Source organism: Pseudomonas sp. PGPR40, assembly GCF_022014505.1.
GTDB lineage: Bacteria > Pseudomonadota > Gammaproteobacteria > Pseudomonadales > Pseudomonadaceae > Aquipseudomonas.
Genome location: NZ_JAKLSP010000002.1, coordinates 324,490 through 346,828, shown reverse-complemented (window position 1 = coordinate 346,828; position 22,339 = coordinate 324,490). Strand labels below are relative to the sequence as shown.

The 22,339-nt window shown below is 55.6% G+C and carries 26 protein-coding genes and 2 pseudogenes; 9 read left to right on the top strand and 19 right to left on the bottom strand.

All coding sequences use genetic code 11. The annotated features are described in order from the left end of the window. Nucleotides 1–94 precede the first annotated feature (94 nt). The 4 genes and pseudogenes from MEB48_RS03520 to MEB48_RS03505 all read right to left on the bottom strand — a co-directional run. Nucleotides 95–391, bottom strand: coding sequence for an EthD family reductase (locus tag MEB48_RS03520; protein ID WP_237881887.1), 297 nt, complete (start codon nucleotides 389–391; stop codon nucleotides 95–97). An 84-nt stretch (nucleotides 392–475) separates the two neighbouring features. Continuing rightward, nucleotides 476–892 (bottom strand): RidA family protein, encoded by a 417-nt coding sequence (locus tag MEB48_RS03515; protein WP_237881885.1) that lies wholly within the window; start codon nucleotides 890–892, stop codon nucleotides 476–478. Nucleotides 893–906: 14 nt separating this feature from the next. Continuing rightward, the gene (locus MEB48_RS03510) at nucleotides 907–1,740 is read right to left on the bottom strand and encodes a phytanoyl-CoA dioxygenase family protein (RefSeq protein ID WP_237881883.1); all 834 of its coding nucleotides are present in this window, start codon (nucleotides 1,738–1,740) and stop codon (nucleotides 907–909) included. Between the two features lie 433 nt (nucleotides 1,741–2,173). Then, nucleotides 2,174–2,534, bottom strand: a pseudogene (locus MEB48_RS03505) (transposase); the annotation flags it as partial. Between the two features lie 789 nt (nucleotides 2,535–3,323). On the opposite strand from MEB48_RS03505, the gene MEB48_RS29080 reads away from it, so the two are divergent. After that, the gene (locus MEB48_RS29080) at nucleotides 3,324–3,452 is read left to right on the top strand and encodes a hypothetical protein (protein ID WP_256214295.1); all 129 of its coding nucleotides are present in this window, start codon (nucleotides 3,324–3,326) and stop codon (nucleotides 3,450–3,452) included. Nucleotides 3,453–3,889: 437 nt separating this feature from the next. Here the strand turns inward: MEB48_RS29080 and MEB48_RS03500 are convergent, their stop codons facing one another. Beyond that, entirely contained in the window at nucleotides 3,890–5,320 is a 1,431-nt protein-coding gene (locus tag MEB48_RS03500; RefSeq protein ID WP_237881881.1) for an IS1182 family transposase, read from the bottom strand. A gap of 230 nt (nucleotides 5,321–5,550) precedes the next feature. On the opposite strand from MEB48_RS03500, the gene MEB48_RS03495 reads away from it, so the two are divergent. Together MEB48_RS03495 and MEB48_RS03490 are read left to right on the top strand one after the other, a co-directional pair. Next, nucleotides 5,551–6,585: an aldo/keto reductase gene (locus MEB48_RS03495; protein ID WP_237881880.1), complete on the top strand. Its 1,035-nt coding sequence runs from the start codon at nucleotides 5,551–5,553 to the stop codon at nucleotides 6,583–6,585. A 221-nt stretch (nucleotides 6,586–6,806) separates the two neighbouring features. Then, the gene (locus MEB48_RS03490) at nucleotides 6,807–7,046 is read left to right on the top strand and encodes a DUF1652 domain-containing protein (RefSeq protein WP_237881878.1); all 240 of its coding nucleotides are present in this window, start codon (nucleotides 6,807–6,809) and stop codon (nucleotides 7,044–7,046) included. A 267-nt stretch (nucleotides 7,047–7,313) separates the two neighbouring features. Here MEB48_RS03490 and MEB48_RS03485 read toward each other — a convergent pair whose 3' ends face one another. From MEB48_RS03485 to MEB48_RS03440, 10 genes and pseudogenes are all read right to left on the bottom strand, one after another. Beyond that, nucleotides 7,314–7,628, bottom strand: coding sequence for a hypothetical protein (locus MEB48_RS03485; RefSeq protein ID WP_237881876.1), 315 nt, complete (start codon nucleotides 7,626–7,628; stop codon nucleotides 7,314–7,316). Nucleotides 7,629–8,176: 548 nt separating this feature from the next. Then, the gene (locus MEB48_RS03480) at nucleotides 8,177–9,631 is read right to left on the bottom strand and encodes a tyrosine-type recombinase/integrase (protein WP_237881874.1); all 1,455 of its coding nucleotides are present in this window, start codon (nucleotides 9,629–9,631) and stop codon (nucleotides 8,177–8,179) included. Nucleotides 9,632–9,923: 292 nt separating this feature from the next. Next, nucleotides 9,924–11,033 (bottom strand): phage integrase Arm DNA-binding domain-containing protein, encoded by a 1,110-nt coding sequence (locus MEB48_RS03475; protein WP_237882022.1) that lies wholly within the window; start codon nucleotides 11,031–11,033, stop codon nucleotides 9,924–9,926. Then, on the bottom strand, nucleotides 11,033–11,245 hold the full coding sequence (locus tag MEB48_RS03470) for a hypothetical protein (protein WP_045060620.1): 213 nt from the start codon (nucleotides 11,243–11,245) through the stop codon (nucleotides 11,033–11,035). Before MEB48_RS03470 ends, MEB48_RS03475 begins: the two co-directional genes overlap by 1 nt. A 36-nt stretch (nucleotides 11,246–11,281) precedes the next feature. Continuing rightward, on the bottom strand, nucleotides 11,282–11,560 hold the full coding sequence (locus tag MEB48_RS03465; protein WP_237882028.1) for a hypothetical protein: 279 nt from the start codon (nucleotides 11,558–11,560) through the stop codon (nucleotides 11,282–11,284). 36 nt (nucleotides 11,561–11,596) lie between these two features. Continuing rightward, nucleotides 11,597–11,956, bottom strand: coding sequence for a hypothetical protein (locus tag MEB48_RS03460; RefSeq protein WP_237881872.1), 360 nt, complete (start codon nucleotides 11,954–11,956; stop codon nucleotides 11,597–11,599). 50 nt (nucleotides 11,957–12,006) lie between these two features. Continuing rightward, on the bottom strand, nucleotides 12,007–12,279 hold the full coding sequence (locus MEB48_RS03455) for a hypothetical protein (RefSeq protein WP_237881870.1): 273 nt from the start codon (nucleotides 12,277–12,279) through the stop codon (nucleotides 12,007–12,009). 209 nt (nucleotides 12,280–12,488) lie between these two features. Beyond that, nucleotides 12,489–12,812 carry a hypothetical protein gene (locus MEB48_RS03450; protein ID WP_237881868.1) on the bottom strand — a complete coding sequence of 108 codons (324 nt, stop codon included), beginning with the start codon at nucleotides 12,810–12,812 and terminating at the stop codon, nucleotides 12,489–12,491. 694 nt (nucleotides 12,813–13,506) lie between these two features. Next, complete coding sequence (locus MEB48_RS03445) at nucleotides 13,507–14,115, bottom strand: hypothetical protein (RefSeq protein WP_237881866.1); 609 nt, start codon at nucleotides 14,113–14,115, stop codon at nucleotides 13,507–13,509. Nucleotides 14,116–14,389: 274 nt separating this feature from the next. Further along, nucleotides 14,390–16,447, bottom strand: a pseudogene (locus tag MEB48_RS03440) (DNA cytosine methyltransferase). Nucleotides 16,448–16,532: 85 nt separating this feature from the next. Here MEB48_RS03440 and MEB48_RS03435 point away from each other — a divergent pair. Beyond that, entirely contained in the window at nucleotides 16,533–16,838 is a 306-nt protein-coding gene (locus MEB48_RS03435; protein WP_237881864.1) for a hypothetical protein, read from the top strand. Nucleotides 16,839–16,890: 52 nt separating this feature from the next. Here MEB48_RS03435 and MEB48_RS03430 read toward each other — a convergent pair whose 3' ends face one another. Then, nucleotides 16,891–17,745: a DNA adenine methylase gene (locus MEB48_RS03430; RefSeq protein ID WP_237881863.1), complete on the bottom strand. Its 855-nt coding sequence runs from the start codon at nucleotides 17,743–17,745 to the stop codon at nucleotides 16,891–16,893. 112 nt (nucleotides 17,746–17,857) lie between these two features. Here MEB48_RS03430 and MEB48_RS03425 point away from each other — a divergent pair, with 112 nt between their 5' ends. Next, nucleotides 17,858–18,577 carry a hypothetical protein gene (locus MEB48_RS03425; RefSeq protein ID WP_237881861.1) on the top strand — a complete coding sequence of 240 codons (720 nt, stop codon included), beginning with the start codon at nucleotides 17,858–17,860 and terminating at the stop codon, nucleotides 18,575–18,577. 18 nt (nucleotides 18,578–18,595) lie between these two features. Here the strand turns inward: MEB48_RS03425 and MEB48_RS03420 are convergent, their stop codons facing one another. The 3 genes from MEB48_RS03420 to MEB48_RS03410 form a co-directional block, all read right to left on the bottom strand. After that, on the bottom strand, nucleotides 18,596–18,817 hold the full coding sequence (locus MEB48_RS03420) for a hypothetical protein (protein ID WP_237881859.1): 222 nt from the start codon (nucleotides 18,815–18,817) through the stop codon (nucleotides 18,596–18,598). Between the two features lie 174 nt (nucleotides 18,818–18,991). Beyond that, the gene (locus MEB48_RS03415; RefSeq protein WP_237881857.1) at nucleotides 18,992–19,291 is read right to left on the bottom strand and encodes a hypothetical protein; all 300 of its coding nucleotides are present in this window, start codon (nucleotides 19,289–19,291) and stop codon (nucleotides 18,992–18,994) included. An 11-nt stretch (nucleotides 19,292–19,302) separates the two neighbouring features. Further along, the gene (locus tag MEB48_RS03410) at nucleotides 19,303–19,524 is read right to left on the bottom strand and encodes a hypothetical protein (RefSeq protein WP_237881855.1); all 222 of its coding nucleotides are present in this window, start codon (nucleotides 19,522–19,524) and stop codon (nucleotides 19,303–19,305) included. Nucleotides 19,525–19,581: 57 nt separating this feature from the next. Between MEB48_RS03410 and MEB48_RS03405 the strand changes: the two genes are divergently transcribed. The 4 genes from MEB48_RS03405 to MEB48_RS03390 all read left to right on the top strand — a co-directional run bounded on the left by MEB48_RS03405 (nucleotide 19,582) and on the right by MEB48_RS03390 (nucleotide 22,279). Next, nucleotides 19,582–20,871, top strand: a complete 1,290-nt coding sequence (locus MEB48_RS03405; protein ID WP_237881853.1) for a tyrosine-type recombinase/integrase — start codon at nucleotides 19,582–19,584, stop codon at nucleotides 20,869–20,871. A gap of 2 nt (nucleotides 20,872–20,873) precedes the next feature. Then, a complete protein-coding gene (locus MEB48_RS03400; RefSeq protein ID WP_237881851.1) occupies nucleotides 20,874–21,188 on the top strand; it encodes a hypothetical protein in 315 nt (104 codons plus the stop codon). A gap of 3 nt (nucleotides 21,189–21,191) precedes the next feature. Continuing rightward, complete coding sequence (locus tag MEB48_RS03395; RefSeq protein ID WP_237881849.1) at nucleotides 21,192–21,755, top strand: hypothetical protein; 564 nt, start codon at nucleotides 21,192–21,194, stop codon at nucleotides 21,753–21,755. A gap of 164 nt (nucleotides 21,756–21,919) precedes the next feature. Then, nucleotides 21,920–22,279 (top strand): hypothetical protein, encoded by a 360-nt coding sequence (locus MEB48_RS03390; protein WP_237881848.1) that lies wholly within the window; start codon nucleotides 21,920–21,922, stop codon nucleotides 22,277–22,279. Nucleotides 22,280–22,339 lie beyond the last annotated feature (60 nt).

The window sequence follows — 22,339 nt, the reverse complement described above, 5'->3', positions numbered from 1 at the left end:
ATGGAATTTATTTGAAGAAAGCACTCATGCAAGACTTGATACCGGGGCTCTCCCGAAGGGCGCATCAGCGGCCCTCGGGCAGCCGCGCGATGCATCAGTCGTCCGCGCGGAAGATTACTGGAGCGATATTGGTGAAATTCGCCACGTCGCTGAGAACCTCAGCCGTCCTGGGGGAGGTGAGCGCGGCATCGATTCCGGTCTGATTGCTGAAGCGCAGAATCACCAGGCCTGCCAAGGGCTGCGGACCGACGGCCGGAAACAGGAGCTCGGCCGATTGCAGTCCAAACTCACCCCATGCGGAGCGCGCAAGCGGGATGTGGGTGGAAAGGTAGTACTCCCGGTTGAATTTCGCATCTTCGGTTAAGGGGTAGCTCACGATAAGGGTAGCCATGGGTAGGTCCTTGCTCTTGTTGTGATGGGGTAGAAAGGGCATGACGCGCGCCTCGGCAGCCTGAGGCGCGATGTTTTTGTGAAATCAGCTTTCGCCGCAACCCGCGACCGCAACGGCGCGAATTTCCACGCGAAGCCCGGGAAGGGCCAGTTGCGAGATGCCGATGGCGGTCCATGACGGATACCGGTCGGGGAAGTACTGGTGCTTGACCTGGATGAATGCGTGCGTGTCAGCTTGAAGCTCAGTATGAAATGTCATCAGCTCGACAACATCCGCCAAGGTCGCGCCCGCCGCCTCAAGGGCGATTTTCAAGCCTTGGAAGGCTAGGTGCGCCTGCTCTTCGATACCGTTGCCCGGTGTCATTGTGGCGTCGATTCCGACCTGGCCGGAAACCCAGATCATGTCCCCGACACGCGTCGCTTGCGGAAAGTGATAGTTATCGTAGAACACTTGGGATTGGGGTGGGGTGATGGTTTGCCGTTTCAGGTTCTGGGTACTCATTGCTTGATCTCCGATCATACGAGCTGGCGGAAGGTGGGGTGACGGAAGGGTTCTCCCGGCTTCAAGGTCATCAATTCTTCGGTGAAGAGAACGCCTTCCTTCGGATAACCCGCGTCGCTGTGCTCAGGCAGGGGGGTGAAGGTTGCATCGTCACCAAAGAAGCGGAAAACAAAGGTGTGGCGATCCGGGAAGGCTTCGTCGACCGGCGCGCCGCCGTGTAGCGAGCCGGGATGGAGCACGACCACATCCCCGGGCTCGGTAGCCCACGACAGAATTTCGTACGCATCGGGCGCCTGCTCGCGCTCTGCCTCGATATCGGGAAGGCGAGGCAACATGCCGCCTCCATGCAAGGGTTGGGTTGGGTCGTTCGGGTCGAGGAAGGTGGTTCCATCAAAACGCGTTCCGCGGTGTGAGCCCCGAATGATCTCCAATGCATTCTGCTTGGGAACGGATTCGAAGCTGATCCATGCATTGCCCCAATGCATGCCGGCCCAGGGCAAATAAGAAGTGTCCTGATGCCAGAGTGTGCGCGAACCGCGTCCGCCGGCTTTGAGGAATACTTCCTCGGCGAAATACCAGACGTTTTCGGAACCCCAGAGGTGTGCGAACAACTGGCCAAAGGGGAGGGACGACACCAACTCCTCCAGGCGCTCCTTGGCGAGCGGATTGGCGTTGTCGACGTGCGATTGTTGCAAGGTTCCATCGAACATTCGAAACGCGTTGGGGCCGTGGTTCTCGACTGCCCAGTCATAGGAAGTCCGACACTGAGCTAGTTGCTCCTCGCTCAGAAGTCCTTTGATCAGGACTGCACCATCTTCCAGGAATGCCTTGCGCAGAGAGTCTTGCATAGCGGCTTTCTCCTACGAGATTTCACTAAGGTGAGATTGATCGTAGCAGCCAGATTTATTTTACACAACACGCGTTACGCAAAACTTGCATGACGCCGAAGACACCGACTCTCTGGGCGTGGTGGTGTCGGATATGGCAGCTTTTCCCCTCCAAAAAGCGGCCAGCCGCTGCCGAATCAATCAGGTCACTTGAACTATCGGCGAGGGTATATGCGTGGCGCAAAGGGGAGCACTAAAAGAAGTAATAGACGTAAGCCTCTATCAGATTCGAGTCCTCTGGAGGCGTACTGCTTGGTTCCATCATCAGGCCGCGCGTAACCGTAGAGTTCGCCCATCGCCCCGTGCTCGTTGGCAGCCGGTACAGGATCGACCTATTTGGCGAAGCGGTCATCTATCGACGGGAGGTACGGCAAGCCCTGCGCAGTGAGATTCAGCGAAACAGATCGCTGTCCCGAAAACGGCCGTGTCTATTTTTGGAAAACGTCGAGTGATTGGGGACTTCATCTTCAAGGCTTAACCGGCAGAACCAGCGATATGCCAGGTTCAAATGGGGCCTCTTCGCACAATCGCCGCTCTGAGCGAATGCCGTAGCAATAGCCCACGATCAGCATGCGGATTATCAGGATCAATCGACGGACGCCAATCGGGTTATAGAAATCGGCGAGGTAATGGCGCAGGTCGCTCAGATCGAGACACCGATCAATGCTGTGCAGAAGGTGATTGGCTGGAATGTGATCTTCAAGGTTGAATGAGTAAAACAGTCGCACCTGCCCACTCGATAACTGTCCCATCATGCTGTGTGCTTCCCTGCTGGCCAATGCAGAGATTTTGCCGCAGGCCAGACAGGGGAGCTACTTTTTCAACAGAATCAGCCAGAAGCAGTCATTCAATCTCGGGTCGCTAGCGGCTTGACAGCGAAATTTCGCAGTGGACGAGTACATACCTGACCCCATTTCCCCTAACACCACTATTATCCGCTCAAGTGCTCTAACTTTCCGTGAACATCAGGTAGGGTCTGCTGATCCCTTTGCCGGAGGCCTCGGTCTGGTTTTCTCAAGATCGTGATCGATTTCACATGACTTCAAGGTCACCGACGACATGGTAGCCATCGCACGTGGCCGAGCAATACGCGGCTATCGTCGCGGGGCGAACTGTCGTTGCTTATAGCGCCTCCTTTGATCGGCGCCTGCCCGCCATCGCCACGGACTAACCGCCTCGGAGCTGACCACCGCCTGCGCAATGCTGCTGTATATGGAGTGGTGAATGGGTAAAAGGACTGGCAATGGCGCTGGATCAAGCTTATCGAGGCCGCTATCGAATGCGGGGGGCTGGAGGTCGGCTCCCGCCGCGCCTTAAGCAATGCACGAATGACTCTGGACGTGCTGTGCTACCTGCAACGTCGCACAAATGGATGTAAATCAACAACCTGGCCTGCCGATAGATAATCAGTAGATACTGCCAAAGCTAATTCAATTTTCCACATGGCTAAAATCAAGCATCTCATGTCTATTGAAAGTATCAGTCAGCACCAATAAGATGATTCTGCAACAACCAAATCAATATTAAAATCAAGGAAAGATCTTATGGCACTTAAACCAGGCCCAAAGCCAATTGCTAAATCAACCGGCGAAGTTGATAAGCGTCGTCGTGACAATAAAGACACGCAGGGAAATAATCCCGACTTGAAACCTAGCAAATCCTCAAAAAAATAGGTTGTCACTGGCAGAAGCTACTTTAATGGTAGCTTTTGTCATTGAGGCTTTTAGGGAATGAAGGCGCAGTCGGTAATTTCGATTTATCTGACGATCATTGCCCGCTCTATGAGCGCTATAACAACATATCGGATAGCATCATTGCGGCAGCATAGCTTGAGAGTTTAATTCTCTTGGTTTTTCTAGATGCCCTCCAAGCTTGCCGTGTACAGTTTTTTCAACTCTACCGGTGACTGAACTTCCCTTGTTTCGCGAAGAAACTGAGTGACCGTTTTTGGCCCAGAGTGTGTAAAAACGCTCTGACCTCATCGTCTTGGATCATCGACCTTCGTTGGCTGAGCGATCGCACGGTCAATGCTGCGGGTCGCATCGGTCGCGACCTGGAATACGTCAACGCTGTTTTTACAGCCTCTGGGATGGGCCAAAATCAGCCTTTTTCAGGCCGTCAGCGCTTTCATCAAACCGTTGGCACCGATGATTTTCATCACCCGTTTCAAGTTGTAGGCGAGCACATTCAAGCTCATCTCCGCACTCACCCCGGCCAGCTTTCGCGTCAGGAAGTGCGCCGCCCCCATCCATTGTTTGAGCGTCCCGAATGGATGCTCAACCGTCCGTTTTCGGACTCGCATCATCTCTGGCGCTTTGCTCAGGCGAAGCTGCATTTCCGCTAAGACGGCTTCATGCTCCCAGCGTCGAACTCGTCGTTCCGTGCTCGGCGTGCACTGTGCTTTCAACGTGCAGCCCTGGCATTTCGAACTCCAGTAACGATGCAACTTCAGGCCTTTTTCAACGTTGGAATAGCGCCAGATCAGCGCCTCTCCAGCCGGGCAAATGTATTGGTTTTTTGCCGCGTCATAGATGAAGGCATCGTTATTGAAACGCCCGTCAGCCTTGGCTCCAGAGGTCATCGGCTTGGGCACGTAGGCGGTGATGCCGGCATCGTGACAAGCGAGGATCTGCTCGCTTTTGAAGTAACCTCGGTCAGCCACTACCGACAACGTATCTGACGCCATCGCCTCGCGGGCCTGCTTGGCCATCGAGCTGAGTTGATCGCGGTCGGAACCGACGTTAGTCACCTCATGCGCAACGATCAAATGGTGCTGCGTATCGACCGCTGTCTGCACGTTGTAGCCAACGATTCCCGTGCCGCGCGTCATCATGGAGCGACTGTCTGGATCGGTCAGTGAGACCTGTTTATCCGGCGATTCATTAAGCTGGATTTCGATCGCCTGAAGCTCCTTCATTTGGGTTTTGAGCTTGGCGATTTTCTCTTCCAGTCGCACGGCATTGGGCTCGGAAGCTGTTGGTTCTTGCCGATCAGCAGCATCGAGTGCCGTCAGATAACGGTTGATGCTCGATTCTATTTCTTCCATTCGCCGCTTCAGTTTGGCGCTGGTGAAATTGCGGTCGCGGTTGTTGACTGCTTTGAATTTGCTGCCATCGATGGCGACCAGATTTTCTCCGAACAGTCCCAACTGCTGACACAGCACAACGAACTGGCGACAGACGCCTCGGATGGCCTTGCTGTTGTCTTTTCGGAAGTTGGCGATGGTCTTGAAGTCCGGCATCAAACGCCCGGTCAACCACATCAGCTCGACGTTGCGCTGGGCTTCTCGCTCCAAACGTCGGCTCGACTGGATGCGGTTGAGATAGCCGTAGATGTAGATCTTTAGCAAGATCGCGGGGTGGTAAGCAGGCCGGCCAGTATCGGTTGGAATGGCACCTTCAAAACCCAGATTGACCAGGTCGAGTTCGTCGACAAAGACGTCGACTACGCGCACCGGATTGGAATCGCTGACGTAGTCGTCGAGGCTCTCGGGAAGTAAGGTGCCTTGGCCTCGATGTTCACCTTGGATAAAGCGCTTCATGGGCGATCCCTGCGATGAAATCCTCAGAAATCATAGCAAGGGTTCGCGAAGGCGTTTTTACACACTCTGGGCCGATTGTAGTCCTCCACATCGGCAGCTATACGGCCATCACCGCCATGCAAAGGACCTTTCCGGCAAGTCTGCAATTAGCCGTCTAAACTCCCTGCGCACACATTATCCTCAAACCCTGCGCAGGTTGCCGAAGCTTCCTGCTTTTGAAGGAGCATGCCATGCGTTATCGCATTTTCGGCAATACCGGCCTGCGGGTATCTTCGCTCGCACTGGGCACTGGCAACTTCGGTAAAGGATGGGGTTACGGCTCCGAACTGGACGAAGCACGTAAGATCTACAACGGTTACCGTGAAGCGGGTGGCAATTTCATTGATACGGCCGATCAATATCAATTTGGCCAATCGGAATCAATGCTCGGCGATTTCATGGCTACCGAGCGCGACGAAGTCGTGCTGGCGACCAAATTTTCGCTCGGTGACTCACCCGGTGCCGGCGTCCTTCGTTCCGGCAATAGCCGCAAAGCCATGCTCAGTTCGGTGGAAGCCAGCCTCAAGCGCCTCAAGACGGATAGAATTGATCTTTTATGGGTGCATATGCCCGATGGCGTGACGCCTATCGACGAAATTGTACGGGGTCTGGACGACCTAATCCGCTCGGGCAAAGTTCTCTATGGCGGGCTGTCCAACTTCCCGGCTTGGCGTGTGGCGACAGCAGCCACCCTGGCCGAGCTTCGTGGTTGGTCCGCTATATCGGCAGTGCAATTGGAGTACAGCCTAGTGGAGCGGTCGGCCGAACGTGAACTTCTGCCGATGGCGGCTGCATTTAATCTGGGAACAGTCGGATGGTCACCGCTAGGAGGTGGTTTGCTGACAGGTAAATACCGCAAGGGGGAAACCGGTCGTGCGCAGGGTTTGGGCGCGGTCATCCACGACGAAAGCAGCGAGCGCAAGGTATCGACTGTGGATTCAGTGTTGGCGATTGCCAAAGAGACCGGCCATACACCGGGTCAGATCGCAATCGCCTGGGTGCTGGCCAAGGGAACACTTCCCATCATGGGTCCACGCACGCCGGAGCAGATGGCCGATAACCTTGCGTCAGCGGACGTTCAATTGACGGCGAATCAACTTGAACATCTGGACATTGCCAGCGCAATAACCCTTGGATTTCCACACGACGTGGTTACTGCATCGGGGCCCTCGCTTGCCGGAGGCAAGGCAGACCTCATTGATGCAACGAACCGGGTTATTCGATGACTTGAACAATGGCGTCAGGTACTAGCAGAAAATATTGCTGAAGGTGTATTGAGACAGAGCTGCCGCTTCTGGCCGACTTCTGCCTTTCGCGAAGGCCCCAATCGCCCCATAACGGACATCGACGAAAGGCACTCGCTGATACCAATTTTGCCTCACGCAAGGCCGCAGGCGACCTACTATTATTTCAGGGGAAATCCACTGTGACTCTGAGAACGTAAGTCATGATCTCGATGCGTGAGCTACGCCATATCATCGAATGCGGCTTTCTTCCGTTCTCCTGCACCTGCACGGCAAATCCGGATGGATCGTTGATGATCAAAGTATTCGATCCATCGTCCGGAGAGGTTGAATTGTTGGTCACTGCCGTCACGACAGAGAAGCTGACGTCCAGCCAAGCGATAGCGGAACTCATAGGTGAGTTACGTAGTGAGATAGCCGTCAGACGCACACATTTTGCCTAGGGACGCTTGGGCGCAGCTCTCGAGAGCCAAGATGACTATTGAAAAATTCGAAGAAGACTTGGCCCTGGCGCGTACGGAACTGGCTGCTGCGACTGCGGATGTTATGGCTTTCGTTAGAGCGGGAAAGGCCTTCGGGGACCAGTGGGAGGCCGCCGTTGAGCGAGAGCGCGAGGCACATAAAAGAATGCAGCGGGTGCTCAATAGCCCGTTGGCCTCATCCCTGAGTGGGAAGCAGGAGCCCTAACTGTCTCGCCACTTGCAGCCCAATCAGCTCGTCCCTGAACGACTGGTGGGGGCAAATGCCACCTGCTTCACTCCGGAGAGTGTCTCCGGCTCGTTTGAAAGGGCGGGGAATTGCTCATTGATTAATGAGAGATGATCCAGCGCTTCACGAAACCTGGCATCTGCTCTCGCTCGAAGTTGCAAATAGTGAAGAAACATTTCGCTATCAAGATCTGGTCGATCCAGCAAGTCGATTGCTGATCGATTGAGGGTATTCGCCTCTTCAAAAAGTTTTTCATTCTGCTCCATCGCCAAGCGGCGACAAGCGGAGGGATGGGCATTGGTGCGCTGGGAATACATGGCCACCTCCTAATTCATTTATCCCCTCGAACCGCCACGGCCAAGCCTTTAGGCGAGTAACGCAACCGTAAGATTTTTGATCTCGCGATAGAAGTATGACTGCCCGTATATTGATGAATATCAAAGGGAATCGGTTCAAAAAATCGATTGTTTGAGAGGTAGCGGCATTACCAAAAATTCATTTTTCTGAAGTGTTGGCTGACGCTCTGACGCAAAGACTGACAATGGGTTGCGTTAAGGAAACGTTGAGAGAATGAACGTTATCGCAATGGTCTGAATGGCTGCTACTGGCCGAGGCTGTGTAAAAACGTTTTTGAGCACGACAGATACTCAAAATCGGACTGGAATCGCGCGTCTACGCGAAATCCACATCTGCTGACGTGCCGATTAATTTCAGATTTAACGTAGACGCGTACACTTCAATTTTGGCGGAGCGTTTTTACACACTCTGGGCCGATTTCTGCCGGTTATGAAGCCGAAAATCAAGCTGAAGAACGTGCTCGGCGATGTTTGCGCAACTATGAGGACTCAACACTAAAGATGCCGACTTAAGAAGGCGGTAAAGAGCCAGTCGCGGTATAAGCAGGAAAAGACATCATCGATTCTGCTGGCAGATGCTCGTAGGTTGAGGACAACATGGCACTGAGTCGATCACCCAACAGGTTCCAGGCACACTTTTTTTCTTCGGCATAGTCGTGATGCAGGTAGTGGCGTCTCACCCGCGAGCCGGCCAGCACATGGTTTTGGCAGCGATCGATGACGTCCAGGCTGACACCCAAAGCCTGCATCATGGTCGCGCCCGTGCGGCGCAGGTCATGCGGGGTCCAGTCGCCGTTCTGGCCGTCGGCCAGCACCAGCGTATCGTCGTGACGCCGTCTTGAGAGGGCCTTGCGGTTTTTGAACCGGGCCTGGCGATCGCCGACCTGTTTGCTCACCACTTTCACATCCACATGCCCATCATCTTGCTTGTTGGGAAAGCACCACTGGGAGTCTCCCGTCAGGGTCTTGAGTTCCTGAAAGAAATGCAGCGCAAAGGGCGAGAGGAAAACATGGTGGTCCTGTTTCTTGCCGCGAGTGCCTTTGACGTTTTCACTGGGGAGGAACCACGTTTGCCGCTCCAGATCGACATTTTTCCATTCGGCCTGCAGCAACTCGCCAATCCGGCACAGCGTGCCCAGGCTGATCCAGAGCGCGAGTTGGGTTTCCTTCTTTAGCGGCCGAATGCCGTCATATTTTTGACCGGCGGGGAGGGCGTCGTAATCGGCGGTCATTTGCTGGAAGCGGTTGTGCAGTTCCAACAGCTCAGCCGGGGAAAGGATGCGGCTTCTTTCTGCCTCGTAGTCGGCTGGGATCAGAGGGGAGATGTCGACCAGTTCCGTCGGATCGCCCTCGAGCAATAAGGCCCGCCAGGGCTGACGCTTTCTGGCCCAGCTGAACATCTGAGCGAGGTCGGCGAAGAAACTGATGGCTTGCCGGTGAGCGCCGCGGTTGACCACGGTGCGGATCAGCGCCCGAACATCGTGTTCGGAGACGCTGCTCACCGCGGTCTTGCCGAGTGCCGGAAAAAGGTCTTTGTTAAAACGGCGTTGTAGTTCGGCATTGCCATCTTTGCGCGCCACGCCATCCAACAGCCACGCCTGGGCCAGATCTTGGACGGTCAGCGTTTTCACCTTCGCCGTTTTTACTTGTTCGGCCTCTACGTTAGCCGCGGCGTATGCCTGTGCCTTGGCGGTTTTCTTGTGTTCGTTGGGATTGATCTGCTCATCAATGAGCGCTCGAGCCTGGTTACGGGCCTTGCGGATGTCCGTCAGGGATTTGCGCGGCCAGGACCCGCAGGCGTACTCTTTGTTCTGGTCGCCCCACCGATACCGATAGAAAAAGCTGACCGATACGCCGTCCTTGCGGACTGAGATTCGACCGGCGAGATTGCCATCTTCCCGGAGGATGCGGCCGGCATCTTCAGCGGTCAGCGACTCAAGTTCTTTAATGGTGATTTTGGCCATGAAATGGGTTCCCCCTACTTTTCCCCCCACAAAAACGTCGGCTCTTGATGGACGTTACTGGACTCTCATAGAGCAGAACACCGCTGGAGCTCAAGTAAATACTAGCTTAGAAAAATCCAGAGTAAAATTAGGAAAGCTTTCAAGAAGTATAAAAAAGGAGATGGGGTGCTAGGGGTCGAGTGTTCGAATCACTCCGTCCCGACCATATTTCGTAAGGGGATCAAGCAGTTAGCGGCTTGGTCCCCTTTCTCGTTTCAGGTCTGCGCAAAACCCGCGCAAAACTGGCGCAAAACTACCCGGTGATTTCGCTGATATTCAGGTCTGGAACCTCGGACCAGACGATTTCCTCGTGGTCCCGCTGGTAGTTTTTGGTCATGCCCTCGCTCGCATGCCCCGCGATTTTCTGCCCATCCTTTCCGGCTTTCTTGTAGAGGTGTAGCGACAACGCTCGCACTTCGTGGAAGCCTGGCATCTCTTCTTCCTTCCACCCCGCGTAGCAGTTCGCCGCCTCCCTGGCTTCCTTGAATGCCCGCGTCAAATACCGCTCTTCAACCTTCGTCCAGTGATCCTTGGTCTGCGCCTGTTTCTGTTTCCGGCGATCGGGTTTCCGGTGCACCAGGTAGGGCGATACGACATCGTCACGACACCGGCTGATGACCGCCTGCAACTCCGGCGTTATCAGAAATCGTATCCATGCCGCGTCACTGGCCTTGGCTGTCTTCTTCTGCACCACGTACAGGTAACCCTCCCGACTGCCATCGAAGCGCATATCGAGGATGTCTGTACGGCGTTGAGCCGTGATCAAGGCTAGGTCGATTGCGTTCTGCAGCCAGGCCGGTGACTTCTCCCGAATGGCTTTCAGTCCTTCAATCGTGTGGCGTTTGCGCTGCTTCTTCTCGATCCGGTTGATGGTGCTGGCCGCTGGGTTGTCCGGGCACAGGCCCTTGGCCGCTGCGTGATTGAAGATGTCGATCAATAGCGCCCGGCACTGGTTCGCCGTGCGCGGAGTGAGCGCGTCCAGCATTTCCGCGACCATGCGAATGGATATCTGATCGACCGCCTTTCCTTCGAACTGTTTACGGAATCGCCGAAAGTGCACGGCGTACAGGCCCAGCGTTCCTTTTGCCAGCTCGCGCGGTGGCAAAACGTCGCGTTCGTAGGTATCGAGGAAGCCGGCAAATGATTCTGATGAGCTGCCCATCACAGCACCGATCAGGTCAGCGCCGCGCATGAACTCCAAGTTCAACTGCTTCGCGGCGTCGATCGCCCTGATTCGGTCGCTGCCAAATTGGAACCACTTACCGTCGGTAGGCCGCCGGTAGCGATAAGTCGAGCGCCGCGAATCGAAATACAGGTTAGGCGGGAGGCTCTTGTTCGTCTTGTTGCGCGGCCGTGGGACCATCATGCAGCTCCTTTCAATACCATCGCTACTAGATCATTGCCGTCCGAACGGTTGAATGCGGTCCAGTCAACGTACCAGAGTTTGCCGATCTGCTCGCCGGGTACAACGCCGTTGCGGATGTGGTTGCGGATCGCCTGGGGGCATTGCGGGGTACCGTTTTCGCCCCAGCGCCGACGCTGGAACTCACTGATCTTGATCAGCTCTCGCTTCATTGGATGCTCCATGCCGCGCGTGGCGGCAGAAGGTGGTTACTGGGTGGCTTTGGCGAGGGCGGCGTCAGCGTTCTTCATCGCCGCCAGGGCGTCGTTCACGTACGCCGGATCGAATCCGCCGCACAGGTGGATGGTTGCTTGGCAGGCGCGGAGGTTTTCACGCGTCTGCTTCAGTGCCCATTCATTGATCAGATCAACTGACTGCTGGTGGAGCGTCACGTCAGTTGCGAGAGGACCGGCCAAACAGCCCGTGTACTTTTCAATTCGTTTTTGCAAGCGGACCAATAGCGGTCGGCCGTCGAGTGCGTTGCCCATGGGAATTCCTTGTGGCAGAAGAAGGTGGGGATTGGGTTAGGCGGCGCTTCTCAGCGCTTTGGCGGAGAGCCGCCGGCGGCTCATGAGTGCCTGCAAGCGGTATGCGTGAAATCGGCGCCCATCCTGCGATGTGATTTCCGAAGCCAGGTACGAAAGGTCTTCTTCCAGCTGGCCGAAGTAATAAAGATGCTCGCCATCTCCACCCCATTCGGGCTGGACAGTGGCCCAGTTGCGGGCCTCGAGACACGGTATGCAGGTCTTGAACGACGCCATGTCGCCATCCCAGCTCCCGGAGATGAGTTGGTCTTTCTGGCCGGGCTCGATGTGCCCATGGCATTCCTCGCAGATGTGCACCTTGCGAGCGGTGGGCGTGGATTCCGTTTGAAAATCGGACATAGCGATTTCTCACCCGCCGTTCACCGGCAGGCTGATAGGTGGAAGAGGGGTTAGATGGTGCTGGTCGGGCCAAAGCCGCAGATAGTCAAAGTCTCATCGACCTCTTTCACGACCTTGAACTGGAGGGTCACTGCCCGTTGCGTTGAAAGGTTGAAGTGGTCCCAATACCTGACCACCCACTCGGCCATTTCTTTATGGCGCGGCCCCACCACGGTCCCGTAAATTCCGCAGGCGCCGAGATATCCCATGAACTCGTCGATGTTCATGTATGGCCGGATATCGTGGTCGTCGATGTCGAGCATTCGCTCAAACAGCTCGGCCACTGCGCCAAGGACTTGCGAAAGTGTTGGGAGGTGACGAAGTGCTTTTTGTAGAGCGCCCAGATTTTGAGGGTGAGGCCGCCCGAGTTGAACGCTGTGCAGGCTTCGTCCTCAGCTTTCAGATCGGCCGGATCAAATGCAATTTTAACGATCATCACCGCGGCCCCTTGTAGCAGTACACGTAGGCGAACCAGGCGAGGGCGATCATGGCGTCACCTGCCGGCCCCAGATGCAAACAGGGCATCCTCGGCGTCGTGAATCGAAAGGATGAACCAACCAGGTTCTGCGGGGTGCTGAATCTCCCACGCCGAACAATCAACCTGGCCATCATCCATGTAGGCGTCGAACACATCGACGGACGCGTCGCTCTCCATGTAGGTGATCTTTGTTTCCACCTGGTGGCGCGTACACCAGTCGGCGAACTGCTCTTCGGTAATTTCGTCGTCGAATTCCGACAGGTAGTCGGGGTGCGACCACCAGCCGTTTGCATCGCGATGGACCGGAAGTGAATCAATCAAAACTGTTTCTTCAGGCATGACTGTTCCTTTGCCGCTATAGCGGCTGACTTTGAATAGATGACGAATGGGGCTGGTGAGACGTTTTGCTTCTGCTCGGATCTCTAATCCAGGAAGCAGCAAATTATGGAGTTGCCTCTTTAGGGGGGTTACGGTGCCCCAAAATAGCTTTCGGCTAGAGGCAGCAATTGGACAAAATGGTGGTATTGACTAGCATTGTTAGGACTTCTACAGAATTGGGTGTATTGATCTCGGTCTGTAGGGGGGGCATGTTTTTTATGGGTGGTTTTCGCGCTCGATACGAAAGATTCCCGGTAAAATAAAAGCCTTAAAGAGTGTTGTTAAATGTTGTGTTGTGGGCGCCTAGTCTTGTGCTGGGCTTGGAGATGAGGTATGAAACTTCGTTTGTTAAGGGTTGTGTTTTTCGCGTTTTATTTCTATGCGGTATTGTTTGTGCTTTTTGAGTCTTTATTGATATTTACAGATGCGGATGAGCGAGACTTTTATGATCGCGTAAACGCTGCAATGCCAGTAGGAACTTATAGAACCCAAAATCCGGAGGTGGATAAAGTATATGGCATAATTCTTAGGAGCTACGCTAAGGGTGAGTCGCCGAGATTTGTGCTTTTGAATGTGAGGCTTCTTGAAGTGCTGTACTATATGTTGATTCCGTTTTCCTTGATAATAATGTTGCAGTATATATTGGTTGGAAGGTTTAATATGTTTTATTCGCTAAGACGTAATAATAAGGTTTAAGGTTTTGTATGGTTTGACACACTATTTTTAAACTCACGATACATAGTGAGAATGCCGAGCCACTATGTGAAGCAGCCGTCGCCCACTCGGGGCCGAACAGGTCGGTCAACAGTTCGTTGCGGCAGTGCGCCGCCATGATCGACTCGATATCCCGCAACTCGTCAATCTGGTCGTAGAGGTCGCGGGCATCTTCGAGGTTCAGGCTGTCGCCAAACTCCCAGTAGCCCTTCGTCATCCGGCGCCTGGAAATAACCGACTTACGTGCCAAGGCCAGCAGAGCGTCATTGCGGAACCGCTTCGACCTCAGGCCCTGCTGGAAGTATCCGATGATGTAGGCCTCATCGAGGCGGCAGAAGAATTGCGCGATGGTGTGACCATCCCACATGCCGCCCCAGTAGGCGTGCCAGCTCTTGTCCCAGCAACTGACGGTGATCTTGCCTTTGCACGGTGCCAGGTCTTCGAGGAAGACGGTGATCGGGTCGAGATTCGGCGCGCCGGTGATCACCAACTTCGTGACTGTCGAGCGCTCAACCTGCAGCGGCTGGACCGGTTTGTTTTCTGTGGGCATGGAGCGTCCTATGCCGGGGCATGCCCCAGCGGTGTGGATAGGGAGCGACGAACGGTTTGCCGCAACTAATTACTCATTGCGCCTCCCACGCGCGCGCGCAGGGATAGGATTAGCAATCGCCGGAGCTTCCGGCTTGCTGAACTGGGGGGCGCGCTGATGTATCAACTAATTGAAGAAATACTCTTACAACTGCTGATTAACGAAGTGATAACGCAGGTGAGTCGCCTGATCGAATGGCTTAACACAACGCCTTGGCAGCTATGGTTTGCTTGAGTCAGGCGGCAGCGGCTTGTCGTTCGGCGGCGCGCCAAGGGTCGTTGGCTCGGGCCAGTGCAGCCATCGGCGGTGGGCTAACGCTGTTGCCGCACATGTGCACCTGCTGAGTCTTGGTGAACGGCTTTCCGTCGGCACCGTGGCTGATGATGTAGTCGGCAGGGAAGCCCTGAGCCTTGTACAGCTCTGCCGGCTGCAACATGCGTAGGCAGATGTCGATGATCACGTACGGTGTGCCCTTGATCGTCACCGTGACCAGGGCGAGTCGGTCCTTGGTGGTGATCGTTGGTGCTGGCTCGCCGGCGCCGCTTACGTTCTCGGTGCCGTAGTAACTGATCAGGAATGCCGCGACCCGCAGTGCGCCGGCTTCAATTTCTGGCGAGAGCTGGAACTCGACCAGCGAACTCTTACCGTCGCCGCCCGCCGTGATGGTTGGGGCCGGCTCATTCACACCTTGGCCAACGCTGGCGCCAAACTGGCGCTCCATGAAGGCGGTGACCAGACCGTGGTGGGTGCCGCCTGCGCTGATGGTGTGCAGTGGGGCAGCGATGTCCCGAGCATCGCAGTTGCCGCGCAGATGCACCAGGTTGGCGGTCACCAGCTGCTGCTGGCTGCCAGTGTTGGTGACCGTTGTCATAGGGTCTTCGATGCTCTTGGCGTCGGTGGTGTTGAAGCCACCGTTCATCTGGGCCATGAACACCGTCGAGATCCCCATTGCATGGGCCGCACCGGCTGGGCGCTGGTAGTTGCCACCGCCGGTGATCGTTGGCAGCGGCTCGTCGAGCGTCTTGCCCTCATCAGCAAACCGAAACTTCACCAGGTGCGCCGAGGCGAGGGCATGCTTCACGCCACCAGCGACGACTGTGCCTAGCGGTTGATCCAGTCCAGGCACTCTCGGCTCCTGGCCAGTGCGTTCACCATAACCGGTTTGAATCAGGGTAGGGCTGATCAGCGTCAGCTCGCCGCGGTTGGCGCAGGTCACCGTCGGCAGCGGGGCGTGCGGGTCGTTGATCCGGTCGCTTCCCTGGTGCGTGGCCGGCGCGATGATCGGGCTGGCCATTGCGAATGATCCGCCGCGCGGCCAAGAGGTCACGGTGCGCAGTGGGTCGTGCGCTGACTGAACACTTTCGCCGGACCAGTTCGCGATCGGCACGATAAATGGGTCAGCGGCATCAATGACGAACTTCTTCATGCCTTTGGCAATACGTCGCAGGGTGGCCGGTGCCAGAGGCTTTGGCCGGTCAAAGATGCTTTTGCTCGGGATCGTTCAGTCGATGCACTCGGCGGCCGTGCGCCACTTCTGCTGCCCCTTCACCGGGTGCTTGGCGTGGGTAGGGGCTGGCCAGACAATCGGCTCACCGTCGCAACGGGCGATCATGAACAGGCGTTCCCGGCTGGTTGGCGCGCCGAAGTCGCAGGCTTTGAGGACGCGCCACTCGACGACGTAACCCAGGTGCTGCAGCTTAACGACGAAGGTTGCCCAAGTCTGACCACGTCGCTTCGGGTCAGGCACCAGAAACTGCTGGTGGACCGGAACGACTTCACCTGGCTCGGCAATGCTGCCGCCCAGCTTCATCACTCGGCCGGTCGCCTTGCAGCGCTTGGCGATCAGCGGCCCCCACTGGAGAATCTGTTTCACGTTCTCCAAGCTGATGACGCGAGGCTTCTTCTTGCCTGCCCATTTCAGGCCAATCCACGACAGGTTGCGAATCTCACGCTTGCGCGGCTGGCCGCCAGCGGCCTGGCTGTGATGCGTGCAGTCCGGCGACATGTGGAACCAGCCAACGGCTTTGCCGCCGCATTCGGTGTCCGGGTCACCGTCGAACACATCGGTGGTGTAGTGCACGGCGCCAGGGTGATTTACGGTGTGCATGCTGATTGCCTGGGGGTTGTGGTTCTTCGCCACATTCACCGCGCGACCCAGACCCATTTCCAAGCCGGTACCGGCGCCGCCACCACCACAGAAGAAGTCGACAACGATCTCATCGTCCTGAGTGCTGAAGCCGAGTCCGTATTGAGTTTTGAAATCGAAGGGGTGTTTCTTCTGTTGTGCGGACATAGAGGATCCTCGCCGGCTGGCGTGATTCGTTGAAGTGGGGTATTTGTGTTCGGCCCGGCATGGAGCCGGATCATTAGGAGCTTCTATGAAAATCGATTTGAACAACCCGGGTGCGCTTACGCTTGAGTCTGTAAGCAAGCTCATCGGTTCGGTAAACGATTCAACTCACACTCAACTTCGGGTTAGTGATGAAGGTGTCGCCTTCATGTCTAACACCGATGTAGGCAATCAAAACACTGAAGGCCTTGCATTCAGGTTGGAAACTTGGTGTCAGGGTAATGACTACGTCGGTCAGCGGGCATCAGGTGATGCTGAATGGGTTGGACGTATCTACAAAGTACTGAAGGAAAATTGGCCTGAACCTTCGTCGACTTACTTCGATGTCTACTAAAACGAGCAGTACTCCGCCCGAGCGGTGATCAAGCGCAATAGGTGAGGGTGGATCAGGCGCGTTCGCCGAGATCCAGTCCGATTTGGCTGACGCGATTGACACAAGCCGGGTTCAGCCAAATGCATTCAGTACGACTTGCAGTGCCTCGGGCGGCGGATATCCGTGCTGAGGTGCTGTAATTCGCCCAGCCTGGGAGCAGTTCTGCATACAGGTCGCTCGGATATCCGGACAACACGACCATTCCTTCTAGCTCGAGCAAAGTGCCGAGTAACTCGCGGTGCGCTGCGTCGTCCATCTCATGCTTGTAGTACCTGCCGCTAGATGCGCCCTTGTACCTGGTGACATGCACGTAAGGCGGGTCGACATAGTGCAAGGTCTGCGGCCCGTCGTGAGCTTGGATAACCTCGATCGCCGGTCTTTTCTCGATGAGTACGCCTGTCAGGCGCTGGCCAACCTCGGCAAGCTGTTCGGGGTATGTTGCCCACAGTGCCTGCGCCGTGCCGTACTGCCGCTTAGTGTCGATTCGAAAGCCCGTTACGCCTTTTGTGGCACCGGCAGAGCCGAAACCCATCTGGGCGCGAATGATCGTTCTCCGGGCTCGTTCGATTGGTTCAGTGCTCGGCTCCCACGACAATTCGAATTCCTCGCGGGAGTAGGGGGTGAAAATCAGCCGTTCGGTAAGTCCTGATCGCGTGACCGGATCCTGCAGAATGCGGAACAGGTTCACGATGTCGCCGTCCAGGTCGTTGTACACCTCGGCATACGATCGAGGCTTCTGCATCAGTACGCCAGCCGCACCGCCGAACGACTCGACATAGCATGTGTGTGGTGGAAAGTGTTGCAGCACCCAGGGTGCAAGCCTGAACTTGGCACCGTGGTAGCGGATGACCGGTGCGGTGATGCTCATAAGTGATTTCCAGTCAGGCGCCGTCCTCCGTGTTCGGAGCGACATAGTGGCAATTTGATCTAAAATGGGGTTACATGCGACATTGTCATCGAACCCACTACGGAAAATCGAATTGGATAAGCTACTAATCACAGCCTTTCTTACAGCTCTGGCAGGCTTCATTACTGCGGCTCTAAGTATCGTAAAGCTAGTCAATGAGAAAGAGAGTAAAACAACTGAGTATAGGCAAGCTTGGACGCAGTCTGTTCGAGTTGCTATGGCGGATCTTATTGCAAAAATAAATGCAAAGGCCTCAGCAATGGTAACTGCAAAAAAGAATGTCGATAATTTTTTCGATACGCTCCAGCATAAAGAGAATTCATTTGGAGACGAGGGAAAAAAGGCCATTGTAGAGCTTCAACAAAAATTGCTTGAAAAAGGTTATGAAAAATCTAATTCCTTAACTTCAGAAATTTATCAAGCGTATGCGAGTGTTAGGCTTCATTTTAAACCTGATGATATTGGGTTTAATCGGATAGAGCAGAAATTTGAATGGTGCATGGCTAAATTCGACGAGCTTAAAATTGAAACTAGTCCGGAGAAAACCGGAGCTTTGAAAGAGCAGATTCATAGCGCTGCTAATGATATGACGGGTTTTGCTAGGAATATTCTAAAAGTCGAGTGGGAGACAGTGAAGCTTGGTGAGCCAGCGTATAAGAGAACTAAAAAGTGGTCTATATATGCCTGTGTATTAATGCTGTTTACTTTGCTCACTATTGGTATTCATGCTGTAGTCGTAGATTCAAAGTCGGTCGCTTCAGTCGGTGCGGTTAAGGCTGAAGTAGTTCATTAAACGTTTAAGGTAACCCTCCTATTTCGTGGGATCGATACCAGTTTTTGCGAACTCATCAAGCTGTCGCGACCATTTTTCCGCAACGACAATTTCAGGTCGCGACATGGTGGCGAATCGAGTGGATTCGTAGGCAGTGGCGGCGGCGAGGTTGATCAGTAGGGTCGACACCGTCTCCTGCCATTCTTCGAATTCGTGGCGTTCGCCCAGAATATGAAGAGCATCATCCAATGCCTTCGACACAATCAGCGTGCGCTTCTCGGCGCCGATCCGATCGAGTAAGGCCTACTCCTTGGCGCGCTTGTCCTTCTGAATATCCGCGTTGCTCTTGGCCATGGCCTGCCTCTTCAATTCCTTGGGCCGGTAGATCCAGCCATGTCTGTCGTCGGCGCTGGCGCACCTGGTTGCTGAGTCGCTTCAAGGTGGCCCCGGGAACTTGATGTTGTTCTCACGGGCGATCAGCCTGGCGCGTTTCGATTCCATACCCATTTCCTTTGCCGCCTCGATGACGGTCTTGCCGGCCTCGGCCAGTTTCTTCAGCCTCGGCGCGAGCTTGTCGCGTTCTACCCGCAGCTTGTTGCTGTGGGATGTTCCGAACATGGCCTCTCTTTCACCGCTGACGCCGGAGGGGATTTCCTGCACTCCGTGGCCGGCGCCGAAGTACTGATCCAGCTGCTTGTTCAGGTTCGCGACGATCGAGTCTCGCGGGTTAGGCATTGGCATTCCGATCATTTGTCCCACCCATCGATATTCACCTTCGCTCCGTCGGCGCGCGCCTCCAACACCTGGGCCAAGTTGATCGCCGCCTTCCAGGTGAATCGAAAACCCTTCACCAAGCCGGTCGCCCGCTCGATGACGTGATATGCGTTCACGCCCTTGGTCACGACCTGAAAGCGGATTTTCGCAAACTCAATGAGCAGGGCTATCTGGCGGTGGTTTGCCGTGGACACTTTGACACTATGGAGCAGATCCGCCTACCTTCGACTCGCTCCCACAGTGGTGGCTGCATGAGCACCGCCGTGGTCAACCTCTCTGACGCCGAGATTCGCCGACAGGCCGCTGATTCATCAGTGTGCACTCTGCGTGATCCTCGTCACCCTGGTCTCTATTTTCGATTCAGTGAGGGGAGGGGACGCGGCTCCTGGTATCTGGTGGTGAATCGTTCGTGGCGGAGGATCGCCGGGTATCCTGATCTGAAAGCCAATGCAGTGTTGGCTGTCCTGCCCGAACTGCGTCAGCGCCTGGTGCTCAAACCAAATGCCAGTGCCGCCATCGAGGCGTGGAGCACCGTCGGTAATCTGCTCGACTGGTACGGTGACCGCATGTCATGTGACCGGTCGCTGTCGGACAAGCGCAAAGCGGGCGGCAAGACTGCGATCGCTTGCCACTTGAAGCCCCGCCTCGCCGATCTGCTGATTCGCGACGTCAGCGCCCAGAGCCTCGACCAAATGCTGATGTGGCCGCTGCAGGCCATCCTGTCACTGTCTTACGTCCAGCAGCTCTATCGACTGCTGTCCGCCGCGTTCCGTCAGGCACACAAGCTGGACCTGATCCCGACGAACCCAATGGCCGGCATGAAGTTCGCTGACTTCACCACCGCTCGAATCGTGCCCAAGGCGGCCCGGCTGCGCGGCGTTCAGATTCCTGATGTCCTCAACCTGCTGATCGGCCGTTTCGAGACTGCGCCGGCAGACGCCATGTTGGCCCTGATGATGCTCTGCCACGGTACCCGCATCGGCGAAACCCGCATGACCCGCTGGGCAGATATCGCGCTGCCCGAACGTGAGTGGTTCATCCCAGCCGAGCACACCAAGACCCGAACCGAGCACCGCCTGCCATTGACTGACCAGGTATGCGCGCTGCTGCGTCGGTACCGCGCCGTTCAGCTGGCGGCCGGCTATCAAGGCGCCTACCTGTTCCCATCGCGCCGTGGGCTCGCACTGAGCGACAACCAGGCGAGCGCCGTCTTCACCCGGTTAGGCATGGGCGAGTGGACCAGCCATGACCTGCGCAAGGTGGCCCGTACCGCTTGGACAGACCTCGGCATCGACGGCCACATCGGCGAGATGCTGCTCAACCACTTGCTGGGCAAGATCGCCTCGACCTACATCAACACCCAAGCCACAGAGCAGCGTCGACTGGCTCTGGTGAAGTGGCACGACTGGTTAGATGGGCGTGGCTTCAAGGCGATTCACGGGCAGACGGGCGTTAGATATGAAGATTCGCAAAACACCCTGCAAGTCACGAACGGCGAGGCCTGCAAGATGATTCCGCAATTTGTTAATGGCGAGGTTTAAAAATGATGAAAAAGCAGCATGGCCCCGCCCTTGTGCGCAGTTTGATACCGATGACGGACTGCCCGTCATGTGCCGGAAAGGGGGTAATCAAGGGAGTGTTTCATGAGTTCGATTGCATCGGCTGTCATTCATCCGGCTTCGTTCATGCCCAGACCCTGGAGCCGCTGTTGATTGAAGACCTGGTGGTCCAGCTTGGTCGGATAGTTCGTCGGGAGCGTAGTCAGTTGGTCGGCAAGAACCCAGCACGCTACATCGTTGATGAGTACCAGCAGAGCAATAGCCGCGGCGCCGGCCGCTCGACTTACAAGGGGGATTGAGTCATGGGTATCTATAAGGACGTGATGGGCACGCTGGTCCGGGTGCTGGCCGCCGACAACATCGACAACAGCACCAAGCAATCATGGCAGAAGTTGATCGATGCCGACCTTCGCCAGGGCGGTACCGGAAGTTCGCTTTCGGTACGTGACAAGTTCGATTACGACTGCTGCCTCTATGCCCTGCTGCACCGCCAGCTTGAGCCGGCTCAGTGGGATGTTCTTGTCGCCAAGTACTCGACCCACAAAGCCAACAAGGTCGCAGCTATTGGCCGTCTGGTGGCTCGCATGACTTCTCCGGCGCCGCAACTATTCATTTATAAGGCGCTCACCGCCTGGGCGATCCCAAAGCTGAAGGGTGTTCAGGTCGGCAAGCGATCCACTGACATGATCGTGCTCCCCGCCGAGTTCTACGACATGAATACCTGGGATCTCGCCGGCTCGCCGGAGCGCACTCGTCGCAACTGGCGTGCTGGAATTCACAAGCGTCTTGAGCAGTTGGAAGAGGCGGCAGTCATCAACGCCACCGAGATATTCGATCAAGAACAAATCTTTGTAGACGCCGCTTGACCCTGTGGCCGACTGGCCGTAAATTAGGCCCATCATGTCGATCTTGCGCGTTATGAGATACGACAAACAAAGCCCAGCCATTCGCTGGGTTTTTTGTGGGCAAAACCCCTATTTGCTGTGGTGGCAACTTGATATATTGCGGCCTTGTTTTTAGGAGGGATCCCATGAAAAAAGCTGCTATTGCAATGCTTCTTGCCGCCGTTGCTGCCTCGGGCTGCACTATTCGTGTCGCTGACATGACTGTTGCGAGCACCAAGAACTACAACATCAACGCCTCGAAATTCGTAAAAGGTAAGCGCGTCACTGGGGAGGATAACTACCCGGTAATTATCTTCCCGACTGGCATCCCAAACATGAAGACAGCAATGGATAACGCTATCCAGCAGGACAGTTGTGCGGTGGGCCTGACGGATGTCGTCATGAGTCAGCTGAACCATTCCTTCTTGTTCGGGATGATCGGCTTTCGCGTTGAAGGCGACTTGGTCATCGACACGACGCGTCCAGGGTGCGAAGTCCGCGCTTAAGACGTCAAGAAAAACCAGAGCCTCGGCATTTGCCGGGGCTTTTTCGTATCTGGAGATCGG

Bases quoted from the DNA above. Each gene is read 5' to 3' on its own strand.
- MEB48_RS03515 (WP_237881885.1), bottom strand. From the start codon at position 892: ATGAGTACCCAGAACCTGAAACGGCAAACCATCACCCCACCCCAATCC.
- MEB48_RS03460 (WP_237881872.1), bottom strand. From the start codon at position 11,956: ATGTCCGATTTTCAAACGGAATCCACGCCCACCGCTCGCAAGGTGCAC.
- MEB48_RS03400 (WP_237881851.1), top strand. From the start codon at position 20,874: ATGATGAAAAAGCAGCATGGCCCCGCCCTTGTGCGCAGTTTGATACCG.
- MEB48_RS03500 (WP_237881881.1), bottom strand. From the start codon at position 5,320: ATGAAGCGCTTTATCCAAGGTGAACATCGAGGCCAAGGCACCTTACTT.
- MEB48_RS03520 (WP_237881887.1), bottom strand. From the start codon at position 391: ATGGCTACCCTTATCGTGAGCTACCCCTTAACCGAAGATGCGAAATTC.
- MEB48_RS03395 (WP_237881849.1), top strand. From the start codon at position 21,192: ATGGGTATCTATAAGGACGTGATGGGCACGCTGGTCCGGGTGCTGGCC.
- MEB48_RS03430 (WP_237881863.1), bottom strand. From the start codon at position 17,745: ATGAGCATCACCGCACCGGTCATCCGCTACCACGGTGCCAAGTTCAGG.
- MEB48_RS03465 (WP_237882028.1), bottom strand. From the start codon at position 11,560: ATGGGCAACGCACTCGACGGCCGACCGCTATTGGTCCGCTTGCAAAAA.
- MEB48_RS03470 (WP_045060620.1), bottom strand. From the start codon at position 11,245: ATGAAGCGAGAGCTGATCAAGATCAGTGAGTTCCAGCGTCGGCGCTGG.
- MEB48_RS03390 (WP_237881848.1), top strand. From the start codon at position 21,920: ATGAAAAAAGCTGCTATTGCAATGCTTCTTGCCGCCGTTGCTGCCTCG.
- MEB48_RS03445 (WP_237881866.1), bottom strand. From the start codon at position 14,115: ATGCCCACAGAAAACAAACCGGTCCAGCCGCTGCAGGTTGAGCGCTCG.
- MEB48_RS03510 (WP_237881883.1), bottom strand. From the start codon at position 1,740: ATGCAAGACTCTCTGCGCAAGGCATTCCTGGAAGATGGTGCAGTCCTG.
- MEB48_RS03490 (WP_237881878.1), top strand. From the start codon at position 6,807: ATGATCTCGATGCGTGAGCTACGCCATATCATCGAATGCGGCTTTCTT.
- MEB48_RS03435 (WP_237881864.1), top strand. From the start codon at position 16,533: ATGAAAATCGATTTGAACAACCCGGGTGCGCTTACGCTTGAGTCTGTA.
- MEB48_RS03405 (WP_237881853.1), top strand. From the start codon at position 19,582: ATGAGCACCGCCGTGGTCAACCTCTCTGACGCCGAGATTCGCCGACAG.
- MEB48_RS03480 (WP_237881874.1), bottom strand. From the start codon at position 9,631: ATGGCCAAAATCACCATTAAAGAACTTGAGTCGCTGACCGCTGAAGAT.
- MEB48_RS03475 (WP_237882022.1), bottom strand. From the start codon at position 11,033: ATGGTCCCACGGCCGCGCAACAAGACGAACAAGAGCCTCCCGCCTAAC.
- MEB48_RS03495 (WP_237881880.1), top strand. From the start codon at position 5,551: ATGCGTTATCGCATTTTCGGCAATACCGGCCTGCGGGTATCTTCGCTC.
- MEB48_RS03485 (WP_237881876.1), bottom strand. From the start codon at position 7,628: ATGTATTCCCAGCGCACCAATGCCCATCCCTCCGCTTGTCGCCGCTTG.
- MEB48_RS03415 (WP_237881857.1), bottom strand. From the start codon at position 19,291: ATGCCTAACCCGCGAGACTCGATCGTCGCGAACCTGAACAAGCAGCTG.
- MEB48_RS29080 (WP_256214295.1), top strand. From the start codon at position 3,324: ATGGCACTTAAACCAGGCCCAAAGCCAATTGCTAAATCAACCGGCGAA.
- MEB48_RS03450 (WP_237881868.1), bottom strand. From the start codon at position 12,812: ATGCCTGAAGAAACAGTTTTGATTGATTCACTTCCGGTCCATCGCGAT.